The organism is Roseateles sp. (genome assembly GCF_965229315.1).
Classification (GTDB): Bacteria; Pseudomonadota; Gammaproteobacteria; order Burkholderiales; family Burkholderiaceae_C; genus Pelomonas.
Window position 1 is genome coordinate 3,342,726 of sequence record NZ_CBDDJA010000002.1, and the last position, 14,717, is coordinate 3,357,442.

The window sequence follows — 14,717 nt, forward strand, 5'->3', positions numbered from 1 at the left end:
CCACGGCGATGGGGCGCCCGTCCCATCAAACGGCCCGCTCCGCCGCCGCGATCAGGCGGCTGATGCGCGACACCGACAGGCCGAGCTGCGCCGCCAGCGCCGTCATGGCGACGCCGCCCTCGGCATGCGCCAGCCACAGCGCCTGCTCTCGGATGCCGCCGGCACGCTTGAGCCACTCGTTGAAGCTGGTGCGCGCGACCCGCTTGGGCGCGATGGCGGCGGCGCGCATGCGGGCGGCGAACGCCGCGTCACCCAGGAAGATCTGCTCGCGCAGCCGGCCGGGCCACAGCTCCATCGCCGGCTCGGCAGCCACCAGCCGGGCGTAGCGCTCGCCCGCGCGCGCATGCTGGGCGGCGGTGGTCGCCGGGCGGCCCAGCAGGTGGCTGTGCAGCCCGCTCACCTCCAGCCATGCCGGCGCAGGCTCCAGGCCGCTGAGCGCACGAAAGCTCGACCCCGGCCAGTCGGCCGCGCCGCGCACCAGGCCCTGGCGCACCGGGGTCAGGTCCACATAGCGGCAGGCATCGAGCAGGTAGCGGTCGCGGTCCACCAGCACGGCGCGAAAGCGCCCCTGGAACAACGGACCGGTGAAGCCGTGGCGGCGCTGCTGGTGCTGGGTGTAGATGCCGTTCACCTGCCGCATCAGCTGCGACAGGTTGGCCCGGCGGGTGAACAGCAGCAGCTGGTAATGGTCGGGCAGCAGCGCGTAGGCCAGCGCCTGGGCGTCGAAACGGTGCAGCGCCTGGGCCAGCAGCGCGCGCATCTTGGCGCGGTCGCCATCGTCGGCAAAAGCGGGCTGGCTGCTCTCGAACGGGCAGTGGGCGCCGATCAGGTAGACCGCGCCGGCAACCTCGAGGCGAATGGGCCGAGCCATGCGCCACCTTAAGGCGCGCCGCCTGGAATGGCAAGATGTCGGCCTGCCGGCCATTCCAACGCCCCATGAAGACGCACCAGATCGAAGTCCAGAAATTCAAGGCCGCCTCTGCCAACCAGCACGGCCAGATCGTGTTCAAGGTGGACGCCATCGTGGCACCCAGGACACCCATCGAGGGCATCGAGCCCAGCAGCATCGTCCTGATGACCGAGCAGAACGCCCGCGTGCTGATGGCCTTGCTGAAGTCGCAGTTCGCCGAACTCGACGGCAAGAAACCCAAGAGCCGCCACGGCCGCCACGGCTGAACCCAGGACGACACCCATGCAGTATCCGCACTACAACCCCGCCTCCGACAACCGCCCGCTCACCGACGAGGAGCTGAACGACCTGGACGAGCTGCTGGCCGACCTGCCGGCCGACAGCTCGATGAACATCGAGGCGCTGGACGGCTACCTGGCCGGCCTGCTGCTGACGCCCGGCCGCAAGCTCGCCGACCTGCCGGGCGAGTCTTGGCTGCCGGTCATCTGGGGCGGCGACCGTGAGCCCGATCCAGCGCCCTTCACCAGTGGCAAGCAGCGCAAGAAGGCCACGCTGCTGGTGCTGCGCCACCTGCACTCCATCGCCGTGGCCTGGGCGGAGCGCCCGCAGGCGTGGGAGCCCATCTTCAGCTTCGCGGACGGCGAGGACGAGGACACCGAATATGCCGACGCCGAAGACTGGGCCGCGGGCTTCCTGATCGCCGTGAACCTGGCGCCCGAGGCGTGGGAGCCGTGGTTCGACGCTGGCGAGACGGCCGCGCTGCTGGCGCCCATCGCAGCGCTGGGCAGCGCGGACGGCGAGTTGGCCGAAGGCTCGGCCGAGCAGCGCGACGAAGCCAGCCGCCGGATTCCGGACGCCATGCTGGCGCTGTGGGCGATCCGCCAGAAATCGTAAAGCCCGCTTCACGGGGCTGACATCCACCTCAGGTTTGGTTCACACTCGGCCCATGCTGCACACCGTGCTCGCCGTCCTCGGCCTGGTCACCTGCATCGCCCTCGCGGTGCACATGGCCCTGCCCTGGCGGGCGCGCAACCGGGTCGATGCCGGCCTGGCCCGCCTGTCGGCCTGGGCGCAACGGCAGATGGACCGCGCCACCGGCTGGCGCCGCCGCCAGCGCCAGACACGCGCGGCGGCACTGGAGGCTGAGCGCGTCATCCGCCGCGCCCGCGAGGCGACGCTGCACGAGCAGGGCCGGCGGGCGGGTGGCGAGTGGGACGGCAACGTCTACCGGCCCAAGCGCTTCGAGAAGCCCAAGAAACCGCACTGACCTCCCGCGTTGCAGCAACGGCGGGCCGAGCGCCGGGCCGCTCCCAAGCCGGCCCGGTTGGCGATGTGCTTGCAGCTCAATGCCGCAAGCACATCGCCGTCCCCTCGGGGGACCGATCAGCTTCGCCCGCGTTCAGCAGGGCGAACTGAGCGAGGGGCTCATCAGTCCCCGCCCGACTGCTGCAGCCGCCACATCTGCGCGTAGCGCCCGCCACGGGCCAGCAGCTCGTCGTGCCGGCCGCGCTCGATGATGTGGCCGTGTTCGAGCACGAGGATTTCGTGCGCATCCACCACCGTGGACAGCCGGTGCGCGATGACCAGCACGGTCTTGTTCTGGGCGGCGGACTCCAGTTCGGCCTGGATGGCGCGCTCGTTGGTCGAGTCCAGTGCCGACGTCGCCTCGTCGAAGATCAGGATGGGCGGGTTCTTCAGCAGCGTGCGGGCGATGGCCACGCGCTGCTTCTCGCCGCCTGACAGCTTCAGGCCGCGCTCGCCTACCATGGTGTCGTAGCCCAGCGGCGTGGCGGCGATGAAGGCGTGGATGTGTGCCGCACGCGCCGCGGCCTCGACCGCCGCAGCGCCGGCGCCGGGCTGGCCGTAGGCGATGTTGTAGGCCACGGTGTCGTTGAACAGCACCGTGTCCTGCGGCACGATGCCGATGGCACGGCGCACGCTGGCCTGCGTGACGGTGCGGATGTCCTGCCCGTCGATGCGGATGGCGCCGCTGTCGATGTCGTAGAAGCGGTACAGCAGCCGCGCCAGCGTGCTCTTGCCCGAGCCGCTGGGGCCGACGACGGCGACCTTCTTTCCCGCCGGGATCTCGAAGCTGACGCCGTGCAGGATGGGTCGCGCCGGGTCGTACGCGAAACGCACGTCGTCGAACACCACGCGGCCGCCCTGCACCACCAGTTCGGTCGCCTCGGGCGAGTCCGCCACTTCACGATCGCGGTCCAGCAGGCGGAACAGCTTCTCGATGTCGGTCAGCGCCTGCTTGATCTCGCGGTAGATGACGCCCAGGAAATTCAGCGGGATGTAGAGCTGGATCATGAAGGCGTTGACCATCACCAGGTCGCCCAGGCTCAGCTTGCCGTCCACGACGCCCTGCGTGGCCCGCCACAGCATCAGCACCAGTGCGGTGGCGATGATGAGCTGCTGGCCGGTATTGAGCAGCGACAGCGTCGTCTGGCTCTTCAATTGCGCGCGGCGCAGCTTCTCCAGGCTTTCGTCGTAGCGGCGGGCCTCGAAGTCCTCGTTGTTGAAGTACTTGACCGTCTCGTAGTTCAGCAGCGAGTCGATGGCCTTGGTGTGGGCGATGGAGTCCAGCTCGTTGAGCAGCTTGCGGAACTGCGTGCGCCACTCCGTCACGACGACGGTGAAGCCGATGTAGACCGCCAGCGCCGCCAGCGTGATGCCGGCGAACCAGACGTCGAACTTGACGCCCAGCAGCGTCAGTACCAGCACCACCTCGATCAGCGTCGGCACGATGCTGTAGAGCGAGTAGCTGATCAGCGAATGCACGGCCCGCGTGCCGCGCTCGATGTCGCGCGTCATGCCGCCGGTCTGGCGCTCCAGGTGAAAGCGCAGCGACAGGTCGTGCAGGTGACGGAACACCTGCAGCGAGATGCTGCGCGCCGTGCCTTCGGTGGCCTTGGCGAAGATCAGCTCGCGCAGTTCCGTGAACAGCGACGTCAGCAGCCGCAGCGCGCCATAGGCCACCAGCAGGCCCAGCGGCACCACCAGCAGCGCCTGCGGCTGGCCCGGCTTGAGGTCCAGCGCGTCGATCATGTGCTTGAGCAGCAGCGGCACGCCCACGTTGCTGACCTTGGCACCCACCATGAAGGCCAGTGCCAGCCCGACACGCCAGCGGTAGCGCCACAGATAGGGCAGCAGCCGGCCGATGGTGCGCCAGTCGCCGGGGGTGGCGGGCGCGGTGCCTGCAGGTGGCACGGATGATGCTGAGGTAGAGGATCGCAAGCGCAGGACCGAAAATGAATGCCGAATTGTCACCACTGAATGCCATGCCCCAGGAAGCCAGCCTCACCCCCGTCCCCGGCCAACGCGAACTCGTGCTGCGCGTCATGCCGATGCCGGCGGATTCCAACGCCAACGGCGACATCTTCGGCGGCTGGATCATGGCGCAAGTGGACATCGCCGGCTCCATCCTGCCGGCGCGCATCTCGCGCGGCCGCGTCACGACGGTGGCCGTCAACGAGTTCGTCTTCAAGCAGCCGGTGTCCATCGGCGACCTGCTGAGCTTCTACGTGACCGTCACGCGCGTCGGACGCACGTCGGTCACCGTGCATGTCGAGGTACTCGCCGAGCGCGACCCGGAGAACCCGCACGTCGTCAAGGTGACGGAAGCTAACCTGACCTACGTCGCCATCGATCGCGACGGCAAGCCCAGGACGGTGGTGAGCTGATCTCATTCAGTCGGCCACCATTTGATAAAACGTGAACTTTTACTGGGAAACCAAGCTCACTCCCAGCGCCGCTTGCTTGTCATTTTGATAAATTTGATCAAAATAATTAGCAAGCGCCTCCCGCACACCGGCCCTCCCACCTTCCCCTGTGGACGCCCCTCTGCGGCTATCCTGATGGCGCCCCTGCAGTTCGGTCATCCATCCAGGAGGTTTCATGAGAGTCAACCACCCCGTCACGCAGCGCGAGTACCCGCTTCAGGACGGTGTCGTGCTGATGTCCACGACGGACGCCAACAGCCACGTCACCTATGCCAACGAAGCGTTCGTCGAGGCCAGTGGTTTTCCGCGTGACCAGATCATGGGGCAGCCGCACAACTTCGTGCGCCACCCCGACATGCCCAAGGAGGCGTTCGCCGACATGTGGGCCACGCTGAAGCAGGGCGAGCCCTGGTCGGCGCTTGTGAAGAACCGCCGCAGCGACGGCGACCACTACTGGGTGCGTGCCAATGCCGTGCCGGTGGTGCGCGGCGGCCGCCAGGTGGGCTACATGTCGGTGCGCACCAAGCCCAGCCGGGCTGAGGTGGACGCCGCCGAAACCCTGTACCGCGATTTCCGTGAAGGCACCGCCAAAGGCAAGCGCTTCCACAAGGGCCTCATCCTGCGCACCGGGCTGGCCTCGTGGCGCAACCTGGGCCAGACGCTGTCGGTGCGCGGGCGCATCCGGCTCGTGCTGGGCAGCCTGTGGGTCGGTGGCGCGGCCGTGGCGCTGGCCGCGTTGGGCGCGAGCGCGGGCCTGCAGGTGGCCGGCCTGCTGGCGGTGATGATGGGGCTTGGAACGCTGCTGCTGGAGCAGCAGATCGCCACGCCCATCGAGCAGCTGCGCGACACCGCGCTCGCCGTGGCCACCAGGGCGTCGCGCGACGCCGCGGTACTGGCGCGGGTGGACGAGATCGGCGTCACGATGCGCACCATCGGCCAGCTCGGCCTGATGTTCCGCTGGCTGGTGGACGACGTGCGTGAGCAGGTGGTGCAGGTGCAGGCCTCGGTCAGCGAGATCGCGCAGGGCAACAACGACCTGAGCTCGCGCACCGAGCAGGCGGCCGCCAGCGTCGAGGAGACCGCCTCGTCGATGGAGCAGATGACGGCTGCGGTGCAGAGCAATGCGGAGGCGGCGCACCAGGCCAACGAACTGTCGCGCAGCGCCAGCACGGCGGCCGAACGCGGCGGCGAGGCCGTGGCCCACGCGGTGACGACGATGAGCGACATCTCGACCAGTTCGCGCCGCATCGCCGACATCATCGGCACCATCGACGGCATCGCCTTCCAGACCAACATCCTCGCGCTGAACGCGGCCGTGGAAGCGGCGCGCGCCGGCGAGCAGGGGCGCGGGTTCGCAGTCGTCGCGGGCGAAGTGCGGTTGCTGGCCCAGCGCAGCGCCGAGGCGGCGCGCGAGATCAAGAGCCTGATCGGCGCCAGCGTGGAGCGGGTGGAGGCCGGCAGCAAGATCGTCGACGAGGCCGGCCGCACGATGGGCGAGATCGTCACCCAGGTGCGCCGCGTGTCCACGCTGGTGGGCGACATCAGCGCAGCGTCGGTGGAGCAGACCTCGGGCATCCGCCAGGCCAGCGAGGCCGTCAGCCACATCGACCAGATCACGCAACAGAACGCCGCCCTCGTCGAGCAGAGCACGGCGGCGTCGCTGGGGCTGAAGCAGCGCGCCGAGTCGCTGGTGGACGCGGTCAGCGTGTTCAGCTGACCGCCCCCTCGCGTTCGAGCCCCCTCTCGATCAGGTCGGCCAGCACCTCGGCCCACAGCGCGTAGCCCGGCGGGCCGGGGTGGAAGCCGTCGGCGGCCATCAGCGCCGCGGCGTCGTGCTGCATGGCCTGCGGCAGGTGCACCACGCAGCGCTGCGGCTGGCCGGCCACGCTGGCCGCCAGCACTGCATTGAAACGCGCAGCCTGCCGCCCGAAGAACCAGCGCAGCGGCTGCGGCAGCAGTGGGAAGGCCTGCATGGGCGGCGCGGCGCAGTGCAGGCTCAGCCGCACGCCGGCCCGGCGGCGCGCCAGCGCGTCGAGGGCCGCCAGCGCCGCCATGGCCCGCTGCGGCGGCACCTGGTCCACCACATCGTTGACGCCCAGCGCCGTGACGAGCACGTCGGCCGGCGCCAGCTCCGCGCTTTCGAGCTGCGTCAGCGCCTGCGCCGTGCCATGGCCGCTGGTGGCGACGAGCTGCCAACCCACCGGTTCGGCCCGGCGCTTCTCCAATGCCTGCGCCAGCCGGCCGGCGAGCGCTTCGTCCTGGTGTGCCGCGCCCACACCGGCCGCCGACGAGTCGCCGACGATGAGCAGCCGCAGGCGGCCGCCCGGGCGTGAACGCTCACCGGCCGCCTCGGGCAGACGCAGTGCCGTCGCGCGCACATGGCGCCCCTGCCAGATCAGCAAGGGCCCGAGCGCGAGCTTGGCGAGCATCAGGCGCATGGTTTGCGCGACGCAGCGTCAGCCGTGTCCGACTCCAGACGCCTGCACCGTCCGGCATGCAGGACACCCCTGCCGCCCCTACTCTGCGTCATCCGCCATCGGGGCGGCCACTGCAAGGAGTCCGACATGCTTCGCTACGCCATTACCTTTTTCGTCATCGCCCTGATTGCTGCCGTGTTCGGCTTCACGGGCATCGCCGCGAGCGCAGCGGGCATCGCCCAGTTGCTGTTCTACGGCTTCCTGATCCTGGCCGTCCTGGGCCTGATCGTCAGCCTGGTTCGTCGATAGGCAGGGCGCCGTCAGGCGCCCTCGTCAACGCCACGCGCTCACTCGAACTTGGAGAAGTCCGGGGCGCGCTTCTGGAAGAAGGCCTGGAAGGCCTCCATGGCTTCCGGGCTGCGCAGGCGCGCGCCAAAGATCGCCGCCTCTCGCGTGATCGCCGCCTTGACGGCCTCGCGCTGAGGATCGCGGATCAGCCGCTTGCTGTCGCGCACGGCACCCGGGGCGAGGTTGTTGAACCGTTCGGCAATGCGCCGCGCGTGGTTGACGACCTCGCTGCCCGGCAGCACCCGGTTGGCAATGCCGCATTCCACGGCCTGCTCACCGGTGAACGGGTCGCCCAGCAGCAGCTTTTCGGCAGCGCGCCGGTTGCCGATCAATTGCGGCAGCACGACGCTGGACGCGAACTCGGGCACCAAGCCCAGCGCCACGAAGGGCATGGCCAGGCGCGCATCGTCGGCCACGAACACCAGGTCGCAATGCAACAGCATGGTCGTGCCGATGCCGATGGCCGCTCCGGTCACGGCGGCCACCACGGGCTTGCCGCAGTCGACCAACGCATGCATGAACTGGAAGGTCGGCGCGTCTTCGCCACGCGTCGGGCCGGCCATGAAGTCTTCGAGGTCGTTGCCCGACGTGAAGATGCCCGGTTGGCCGGTGATCAGCACAGCGCGCACGGTCTTGTCCGCATCGGCCGCACGGAGTGCGTCGGCCATGCTTTGGTACATGGCTTGCGTGATCGCGTTTTTCTTCTCGGGGCGTGCGATCTCGAGGGTCGCGACGCCATTCAGTGTGTAGCTCTTGATGGTCATGACAAAGGCTCCTGCTCAGGCCGTGGCCGTTTTCGCCTGGAACTGCGTCCAGTGATTGGCCAGGTGCATCAAATGGGCTCGCTCGTACTGTGGCTTGGTCAGCTCACCGTAGGCGAAATGAGGCCGCAGCGTACCGTTGAATGGCGCGAATGCGTCCATCGCGTCGAGCAGCCGCTGCACCGAGGTCTTCAGCGCCTGTGCCGCGTCCAGCGCGGGCGCGCCGGGGATGGGTTCGTCCAGCGTGTGGCTCATCGCGCCACGCGCGTTGAACGCGGCGAATGCGGCCGAACCAAGGGTGGCGCGGAACCAGGCGCCCTTGAGTGCCGGAAAGCCCTGCATCGAGAACTCGACGCTTTGCGCCAGGTGTTGCAGCACCTGGCTGAGATTCCACGGGTTGCCTTCGACGGTCTTCGCGTCGAGCAGCAGCCCGCGCACCGCCTCCCGGGCCTGGGGCCAGGAGGTGAACGCCTTCAGTTCGCCGGTGCAGCCCGCGAGTGGCGTGGCCACGACCGGCGCCGCGAGCAACACCGTCGAGGTCTTGAGCGCGCGGCGGCGGTCCATGGCTTACAGGCGTTCGAAGATGCCGGCGGCACCCTGGCCGGCACCCACGCACATCGTCACCATGCCGTACTTGCCGCCGGTGCGGCGCAGGCCGTGGATGACCGAGGCCGCACGGATGGCGCCGGTGGCGCCCAGCGGGTGGCCCAGCGCGATGGCGCCGCCGTTCGGGTTGACCTTGGCGCGGTCCAGCTCGATGCCCTTGCTGTCGAGGTCGTTCAGCACGGCCAGCGACTGCGCGGCGAAGGCTTCGTTCAGCTCGATCCAGTCCAGGTCGGCGGCGGTGATGCCGGCGGCCTTCAGCGCGACCGGGATGGCGGCGATGGGGCCGATGCCCATGATCTCCGGCGGCACGCCGCGCACGGCGAAGGACACGAAGCGGGCCAGCGGCGTCAGGTTGTAGCGCTTGAGCGCGGCTTCGCTGACGATCAGCAGGCCGCCCGAGCCGTCGGAGGTCTGCGAGCTGTTGCCGGCCGTCACGCTGCCCTTGGCGGCGAACACGGGCTTGAGCCGGGCCAGGCCTTCCATCGACGTGTCGGGACGCGCACCTTCGTCGAGCTTGACGGTGCGGGTCCTCACGTTGACCGAACCGTCCGCCAGGTTGGGCGTGCGCTCGACGACATCGAACGGCGTCATCTCGGCATCGAAGTGGCCGGCGGCCATCGCGGCCACGGCACGGCGGTGGGATTCCACCGAGAACGCGTCCTGCGCTTCGCGGCTGATCTTCCACTGCGCGGCGACCTTCTCGGCCGTCAGGCCCATGCCGTAGGCGATGCCGATGTTCTCGTCCTTCTCGAAGATCAGCGGCGACAGGCTGGGCTTGTTGCCACCCATCGGGATCATCGACATCGACTCGACGCCGCCGGCGAACATCACGTCAGCCTCGCCGACACGGATGCGGTCCGCGGCCATCTGCACGGCAGTGATGCCGGAGGCGCAGTAGCGGTTGATCGTCACGCCGCCGATGGTCGGGCCCAGGCCCGCCAGCACCGAGGCCACGCGGGCGATGTTCATGCCCTGCTCGGCTTCGGGGAAGGAGCAGCCGACGATGGCGTCCTCGATCGCCTTGGCTTCCAGACCGGGGGCTTGCGCCAGCGCGGCCTGCATGACCTTGACGAGCATCTCGTCGGGGCGGGTGTTCCTGAAATAGCCACGGCCGCTCTTGCCGATGGGCAGACGGGTGGCGGCGACGATGTAGGCGTCCTGGACTTGCTTGCTCATGATGATCTCCTTGGCGCCTTCTCAGTTGCGAACGGGCTTGCCGGTCTGCAGCATGCCCATGATGCGTTCCTGGGTCTTGGGGTTGTCCAGCAGCGCGCAGAAGTGCTTGCGCTCCAGCGCCATCAGGTACTCCTCGGTGACGAGGGAACCGGCCTCGACCTCGCCGCCGCAGACCACGTCGGCAATCGCCGCGGCCAGGTGGTAGTCGTGGGCGCTGACGAAGCCGCCGTCGCGCATGTTGGCCACCTGGCCCTTGATGGTGGCGATGCCGCTGCGGCCGGCGACCGGGAACATGGCCTTGTGCGGCGGGCGGTAGCCGGCCTCGGCCATGCCAAGAGCAGTGGCCGTGGCCACGTGCAGCAGCTCGTCCTTGTGCGGCACGATGATGTCGCTGTCCAGCAGGAAGCCGTTCTTCCTGGCCTCATGCGCCGACGTCGCGACCTTGGCGGTGGCCGCGGTCAGGAAGCCGTCCTTCAGGAAGGCCAGGATGTCCGCGCCGGCATTGCCAGCGGCGGCCATCTCGGCGGCACGGCGGGCGATGTAGGTCAGGCCGCCGCCGCCGGGCACCAAGCCCACGCCGACTTCGACCAGGCCCACGTAGCTCTCGACGTGCGCGACACGGCGCGAGCAGTACACCGCCAGCTCGGCGCCACCACCCAGCGCCAGGCCGCGCATCGCGGCGACGACCGGCACGCTGGCATAGCGCAGGCGCAGCATCATGTCCTGCAGCTTCTTCTCTTCCGGCGCGATGCCCTTGCTGCCCATCTTCATGAAGACGGGCATCAGGCTCTCGAGGTTGGCGCCGGCGGAGAACACGTCGTCCGGGCTCCAGATGACCAGGCCCTGGTAGTCGGCCTCGGCGATTTCCACGGCCTTCAGCAGGCCCTCGGTCACGGCCGGGCTGATGAGATGCAGCTTGGCGGTGATGGAGGCGATGACGACCTTGCCGTCCAGCGTCCAGACGCGCACTTCGTCGTTCTTGAACAGCTCGGTGCCCGACTTCAGCGGATCGGCGGCGCCGGTGCCCAGCAGGCTTTCGCGGAAGGCCTGGCGGGCATAGACCGGCAGCTCGCTGCGCGGCTTGAACTTGCCCTCCGCGGCGCTCCACGAGCCTGCCGGCGTGTGCACGCCACCGGCTTCGGCGACCGGGCCTTCAGTGACCCAGGCCGGCAACGGCGCGCTGGACAGCGTCTTGCCTTCGGCGATGTCGGCCGAGATCCACTCCGCCACCTGCTTCCAGCCGGCGGCCTGCCACAGCTCGAACGGACCTTGCGTGGTGCCGAAGCCCCAGCGCATCGCGAAGTCGATTTCGCGCGCGGTGTCGGCGACGGTGTCCAGGTGCACGGCGGCGTAGTGGAAGCTGTCGCGCAGGATGGCCCACAGGAACTGGGCTTGCGGGTTGGTCGATTCGCGCAGCAGCTTGAGGCGGTCGGCCGGGGCCTTCTTGAGCATGCGGGCGACGATCTCGTCGGCCTTCTTGCCGCCGGCCACGTAGTCACCGGTCGCAAAGTCCAGGCGCTGGATGTCCTTGCCCACCTTCTTGTAGAAACCGGCGCCTGTCTTCTGGCCCAGCGCGCCCTTCTCGATCAGGCCGGCCAGCACCTTCGGGGTCGCGTAGGTCGAGTAGAACGGGTCGTCCTTGAGGTTGTCCTGCATCGTCTTGACGACGTGGGCCATGGTGTCCAGGCCCACCACGTCGGCGGTGCGGAAGGTGCCGCTCGATGCACGGCCCAGCTTCTTGCCGGTCAGGTCGTCGACGACGTCCACGGTCAGGCCGAACTTCTCGGCCTCGATCATCGTGGCCATCATGCCGGCGATGCCGACGCGGTTGGCGACGAAGTTGGGCGTGTCGTGGGCGCGCACGACGCTCTTGCCCAGCGACGTGGTGACGAAGGCTTCGAGCTGGTCGAGGATCTGGGCTTGAGTGGTCGGCGTGTTGATCAGCTCGACCAGCGCCATGTAGCGCGGCGGGTTGAAGAAGTGGATGCCGCAGAAGCGCGGCTTGATTTCTTCGGGCAGCACTTCGCTGAGCTTGGTGATGCTCAGGCCCGAGGTGTTGCTGGCCACGATCGCATGCGGCGCCACGAAGGGCGCGATCTTGGTGTACAGGTCGAGCTTCCAGTCCATGCGCTCGGCGATGGCCTCGATGATGAGGTCGCAGCCGCGGAGGACGTCGAGATGCTCTTCATAGTTGGCCTGCTGGATCAGCGCGGCCTCGGCACTGTCACCCAGCGGCGCGGGCTTGAGCTTCTTCAGCCCGTCGATGGCCTTGGTGACGATGCCGTTCTTAGGGCCTTCTTTGGCCGGCAGGTCGAACAGCACGACCGGCACCTTGCAGTTGACGAGGTGGGCGGCGATCTGCGCGCCCATCACGCCGGCGCCGAGCACGGCGACCTTGCGGACTTGGAATCGACTCATCTTTACTCCTTGCGGGACAGACCGGACGGGTACTCCCGGCAGCTCTGTCCTCAACTGGTTGAAAACTGACTTAAGAATGGTTACTCGACGCGCACCCAGCTCTGGGTGCGGCCGAACAGCGGGGCGCCGATGTAGCCGCGCACTTCCAGCCGCTTGCCACCGTCGACCGGCGTCAGCCGGGTCTTGTAGGTCTTGCCGTTGTTGGGGTCGAGGATCTCGCCGCCACCCCACACGCCGTCGCCCTCGGCCTTCACGCCGCGGATGATCTGCAGGCCCACCACCGGCTTGTCCTTGCGGTCATCGGTGCACTTGTCGCACTTGCCGTCGCCCGGGTCCTTGGGGTCCAGCAGCTTGTCGATGCTGCCGACGAGCACACCGCCCTGCTCGGTGCCCAGTTGCGTGATCCGCACCAGCGACTTCGCGGTCTTGCCGTCGTCGTCGATGGTCTTCCAAAGACCGACAGGGGTGGCTTGCGCGAAGGCCAGCACCGGGCACAGCAGGGCAGCAGCGAACAGGGGTTTCATCGTGTCTCCGTGGGTGTTGTGGCGGCGCTTCAGAACAGCGCTTCTTCCATTTCCATCAGCGGCGCCAGGCCGGCGCGCGCGGTGCGGATCAGGCTCGCCGTCTCGGGCAACAGCTTGGCGAAGTAGAAGCGCGCCGTAGCCAGCTTGGCCGTGTAGAAGGGGTCGCCGGAATCCTTCTTGGCCAGCGCGATCTTGGCGGCTTGGGCGAAGAAGTAGGCGAAGGTCATGTGGCCCACCACGCGCAGGTAATCGACGGCTGCTGCGCCCACTTCATCGGGGTTGCCGAAGGCCTTCATGCCCAGTTCCTGCGTCAGCTTGTTGACCTTGTCGCCCAGGTCGGCCAGCGGGTTGACGAACTCCTGCATGGCCTCGTTCGTGCCCTCTTCCTCGATGAAGGCGGCGATCTTCTTGCCGAACTTCTTCAGCGTGGCGCCGTTGTTGCCCAGCACCTTGCGGCCCAGCAGGTCCAGCGACTGGATGGTGTTGGTGCCCTCGTAGATCATGTTGATGCGCGCGTCGCGCACGTACTGCTCCATGCCCCACTCGTGGATGAAGCCGTGGCCGCCGAACACCTGCATGCAGTGCGACGTGGCCAGCCAGCCGTTGTCGGTGATGAAGGCCTTGATGATGGGCGTCAGCAGCGCCACTTCGGCGTCGCATTCCTTGCGCTCGTCCTCGTCGTCGCTCTTCAGCGCCTTGTCCAGCTGCAGCACGGTGTAGGCCTGCAGCATGCGGCCGCCCTCGGCGAAGGCGCGGGCGGTCAGCAGCATCTTGCGCACGTCGGGGTGCACGATGATGGGGTCGGCCGGCTTGTCCGGCGCCTTCGGGCCGCTGAGCGAACGCATCTGCAGGCGGTCCTTCGCATACGCCACGGCGTTCTGGTAGGCCACCTCGGTCAGGCCCAGCGACTGGTTGCCCACGCCCAGGCGGGCGGCGTTCATCATGACGAACATCGCGGCCAGGCCCTTGTTGGGCTGGCCCACCAGCGTGCCGACGGCGCCTTCCAGCACGATCTGCGCGGTGGCGTTGCCGTGGATGCCCATCTTGTGCTCCAGGCCGGCGCAGAAGATGCTGTTGCGGCTGCCCAGCGAGCCGTCAGCGTTGACGTTGAACTTGGGCACGATGAACAGCGAGATGCCCTTGGAGCCGGCGGGCGCATCCGGCAGGCGGGCCAGCACCAGGTGGACGATGTTGTCCGCCATGTCGTGCTCGCCGGCCGAGATGAAGATCTTGGCGCCGGTGATGCGGTAGGTGCCGTCGGGCTGCGGTTCGGCCTTGGTGCGCAGCAGCCCGAGGTCCGTGCCGCAGTGCGGCTCGGTCAGGCACATCGTGCCGGTCCACTCGCCGCTGGTCAGCTTGGGCAGGTAGGTTGCCTGCTGCTCGGGCGTGCCGTGGGCGTGCAGCGCTTCGTACGCACCGTGGCTCAGGCCCGGGTACATCGTCCAGGCCTGGTTGGCCGAATTCAGCATCTCGTAGAAGAACTGGTTCACCAGGTGCGGCAGGCCCTGGCCGCCGAACTGGGTGTCACAGCTCAACGCCGGCCAGCCGCCTTCGACGTATTGCTTGTAGGCTTCCTTGAAGCCCTTGGGCGGCGTCACCTCGTGCGTGGTCTTGTCGAGCGTGCAGCCTTCGGCATCGCCGCTGAGGTTGATCGGGAAGATCACTTCGGCAGCGAACTTGCCACCTTCTTCCAGCACCGCGTTGATCGTGTCGGCGTCGATGTCCTCGTGGCCGGGCAGCATCTTCAGCTCGTCGACGACGTTCAACAGCTCGTGCATGACGAACTGCATGTCACGCATGGGCGGGGTGTACTGGGGCATCGGGGTACTCCT

15 protein-coding genes are annotated in these 14,717 nt (G+C 68.2%); 6 read left to right on the forward strand and 9 right to left on the reverse strand.

Features of this window, described 5'->3' with window-relative positions:
* Positions 1-25: 25 nt before the first annotated feature.
* Entirely contained in the window at positions 26-871 is an 846-nt protein-coding gene (locus tag ACO07H_RS20345) for a transposase (protein WP_422017517.1), read from the reverse strand.
* A 65-nt stretch (positions 872-936) separates the two neighbouring features.
* On the opposite strand from ACO07H_RS20345, the gene ACO07H_RS20350 reads away from it, so the two are divergent.
* The 3 genes from ACO07H_RS20350 to ACO07H_RS20360 are packed head-to-tail and all read left to right on the forward strand — an operon-like array spanning position 937 to position 2,177.
* Positions 937-1,176 carry a hypothetical protein gene (locus ACO07H_RS20350; RefSeq protein WP_422017519.1) on the forward strand — a complete coding sequence of 80 codons (240 nt, stop codon included), beginning with the start codon at positions 937-939 and terminating at the stop codon, positions 1,174-1,176.
* A 16-nt stretch (positions 1,177-1,192) separates the two neighbouring features.
* Positions 1,193-1,804 carry a UPF0149 family protein gene (locus ACO07H_RS20355; RefSeq protein ID WP_422017521.1) on the forward strand — a complete coding sequence of 204 codons (612 nt, stop codon included), beginning with the start codon at positions 1,193-1,195 and terminating at the stop codon, positions 1,802-1,804.
* A 52-nt stretch (positions 1,805-1,856) separates the two neighbouring features.
* On the forward strand, positions 1,857-2,177 hold the full coding sequence (locus ACO07H_RS20360) for a hypothetical protein (protein ID WP_422017523.1): 321 nt from the start codon (positions 1,857-1,859) through the stop codon (positions 2,175-2,177).
* A 161-nt stretch (positions 2,178-2,338) separates the two neighbouring features.
* On the opposite strand, the gene ACO07H_RS20365 is transcribed toward ACO07H_RS20360, so the two are convergent.
* A complete protein-coding gene (locus ACO07H_RS20365; RefSeq protein ID WP_422017525.1) occupies positions 2,339-4,123 on the reverse strand; it encodes an ABCB family ABC transporter ATP-binding protein/permease in 1,785 nt (594 codons plus the stop codon).
* A gap of 41 nt (positions 4,124-4,164) precedes the next feature.
* On the opposite strand from ACO07H_RS20365, the gene ACO07H_RS20370 reads away from it, so the two are divergent.
* Positions 4,165-4,596, forward strand: coding sequence for an acyl-CoA thioesterase (locus ACO07H_RS20370; RefSeq protein ID WP_422017527.1), 432 nt, complete (start codon positions 4,165-4,167; stop codon positions 4,594-4,596).
* A 214-nt stretch (positions 4,597-4,810) separates the two neighbouring features.
* Positions 4,811-6,352 (forward strand): methyl-accepting chemotaxis protein, encoded by a 1,542-nt coding sequence (locus ACO07H_RS20375; protein ID WP_422017529.1) that lies wholly within the window; start codon positions 4,811-4,813, stop codon positions 6,350-6,352.
* Here ACO07H_RS20375 and ACO07H_RS20380 read toward each other — a convergent pair.
* Positions 6,345-7,073 (reverse strand): SGNH/GDSL hydrolase family protein, encoded by a 729-nt coding sequence (locus ACO07H_RS20380; protein ID WP_422017531.1) that lies wholly within the window; start codon positions 7,071-7,073, stop codon positions 6,345-6,347. The two genes, ACO07H_RS20375 and ACO07H_RS20380, sit on opposite strands and share 8 nt — an antisense overlap.
* Positions 7,074-7,199: 126 nt before the next feature.
* Between ACO07H_RS20380 and ACO07H_RS20385 the strand changes: the two genes are divergently transcribed.
* Positions 7,200-7,361, forward strand: a complete 162-nt coding sequence (locus ACO07H_RS20385) for a DUF1328 domain-containing protein (RefSeq protein WP_422017533.1) — start codon at positions 7,200-7,202, stop codon at positions 7,359-7,361.
* A 38-nt stretch (positions 7,362-7,399) separates the two neighbouring features.
* Here ACO07H_RS20385 and ACO07H_RS20390 read toward each other — a convergent pair whose 3' ends face one another.
* The 6 genes from ACO07H_RS20390 to ACO07H_RS20415 all read right to left on the reverse strand — a co-directional run bounded on the left by ACO07H_RS20390 (position 7,400) and on the right by ACO07H_RS20415 (position 14,705).
* Positions 7,400-8,164, reverse strand: coding sequence for an enoyl-CoA hydratase (locus ACO07H_RS20390; protein ID WP_422017535.1), 765 nt, complete (start codon positions 8,162-8,164; stop codon positions 7,400-7,402).
* Between the two features lie 15 nt (positions 8,165-8,179).
* Positions 8,180-8,725 (reverse strand): DUF1569 domain-containing protein, encoded by a 546-nt coding sequence (locus ACO07H_RS20395; RefSeq protein WP_422017537.1) that lies wholly within the window; start codon positions 8,723-8,725, stop codon positions 8,180-8,182.
* Positions 8,726-8,728: 3 nt separating this feature from the next.
* Positions 8,729-9,943, reverse strand: a complete 1,215-nt coding sequence (locus ACO07H_RS20400) for an acetyl-CoA C-acyltransferase (RefSeq protein ID WP_422017539.1) — start codon at positions 9,941-9,943, stop codon at positions 8,729-8,731.
* A gap of 21 nt (positions 9,944-9,964) precedes the next feature.
* Positions 9,965-12,361 carry a 3-hydroxyacyl-CoA dehydrogenase/enoyl-CoA hydratase family protein gene (locus tag ACO07H_RS20405; protein ID WP_422017541.1) on the reverse strand — a complete coding sequence of 799 codons (2,397 nt, stop codon included), beginning with the start codon at positions 12,359-12,361 and terminating at the stop codon, positions 9,965-9,967.
* An 80-nt stretch (positions 12,362-12,441) separates the two neighbouring features.
* Positions 12,442-12,885 (reverse strand): DUF2147 domain-containing protein, encoded by a 444-nt coding sequence (locus tag ACO07H_RS20410; RefSeq protein WP_422017543.1) that lies wholly within the window; start codon positions 12,883-12,885, stop codon positions 12,442-12,444.
* A 29-nt stretch (positions 12,886-12,914) separates the two neighbouring features.
* A complete protein-coding gene (locus tag ACO07H_RS20415; protein WP_422017545.1) occupies positions 12,915-14,705 on the reverse strand; it encodes an acyl-CoA dehydrogenase C-terminal domain-containing protein in 1,791 nt (596 codons plus the stop codon).
* Between the last annotated feature and the right edge of the window lie 12 nt (positions 14,706-14,717).

Excerpts from the sequence above, each read along its gene's own strand:
- ACO07H_RS20345 (WP_422017517.1), bottom strand. The coding sequence starts at position 871 with ATGGCTCGGCCCATTCGCCTCGAGGTTGCCGGCGCGGTCTACCTGATC.
- ACO07H_RS20350 (WP_422017519.1), top strand. The coding sequence starts at position 937 with ATGAAGACGCACCAGATCGAAGTCCAGAAATTCAAGGCCGCCTCTGCC.
- ACO07H_RS20355 (WP_422017521.1), top strand. The coding sequence starts at position 1,193 with ATGCAGTATCCGCACTACAACCCCGCCTCCGACAACCGCCCGCTCACC.
- ACO07H_RS20360 (WP_422017523.1), top strand. The coding sequence starts at position 1,857 with ATGCTGCACACCGTGCTCGCCGTCCTCGGCCTGGTCACCTGCATCGCC.
- ACO07H_RS20370 (WP_422017527.1), top strand. The coding sequence starts at position 4,165 with ATGAATGCCGAATTGTCACCACTGAATGCCATGCCCCAGGAAGCCAGC.
- ACO07H_RS20375 (WP_422017529.1), top strand. The coding sequence starts at position 4,811 with ATGAGAGTCAACCACCCCGTCACGCAGCGCGAGTACCCGCTTCAGGAC.
- ACO07H_RS20380 (WP_422017531.1), bottom strand. The coding sequence starts at position 7,073 with ATGCGCCTGATGCTCGCCAAGCTCGCGCTCGGGCCCTTGCTGATCTGG.
- ACO07H_RS20385 (WP_422017533.1), top strand. The coding sequence starts at position 7,200 with ATGCTTCGCTACGCCATTACCTTTTTCGTCATCGCCCTGATTGCTGCC.
- ACO07H_RS20390 (WP_422017535.1), bottom strand. The coding sequence starts at position 8,164 with ATGACCATCAAGAGCTACACACTGAATGGCGTCGCGACCCTCGAGATC.
- ACO07H_RS20395 (WP_422017537.1), bottom strand. The coding sequence starts at position 8,725 with ATGGACCGCCGCCGCGCGCTCAAGACCTCGACGGTGTTGCTCGCGGCG.
- ACO07H_RS20400 (WP_422017539.1), bottom strand. The coding sequence starts at position 9,943 with ATGAGCAAGCAAGTCCAGGACGCCTACATCGTCGCCGCCACCCGTCTG.
- ACO07H_RS20405 (WP_422017541.1), bottom strand. The coding sequence starts at position 12,361 with ATGAGTCGATTCCAAGTCCGCAAGGTCGCCGTGCTCGGCGCCGGCGTG.
- ACO07H_RS20410 (WP_422017543.1), bottom strand. The coding sequence starts at position 12,885 with ATGAAACCCCTGTTCGCTGCTGCCCTGCTGTGCCCGGTGCTGGCCTTC.
- ACO07H_RS20415 (WP_422017545.1), bottom strand. The coding sequence starts at position 14,705 with ATGCCCCAGTACACCCCGCCCATGCGTGACATGCAGTTCGTCATGCAC.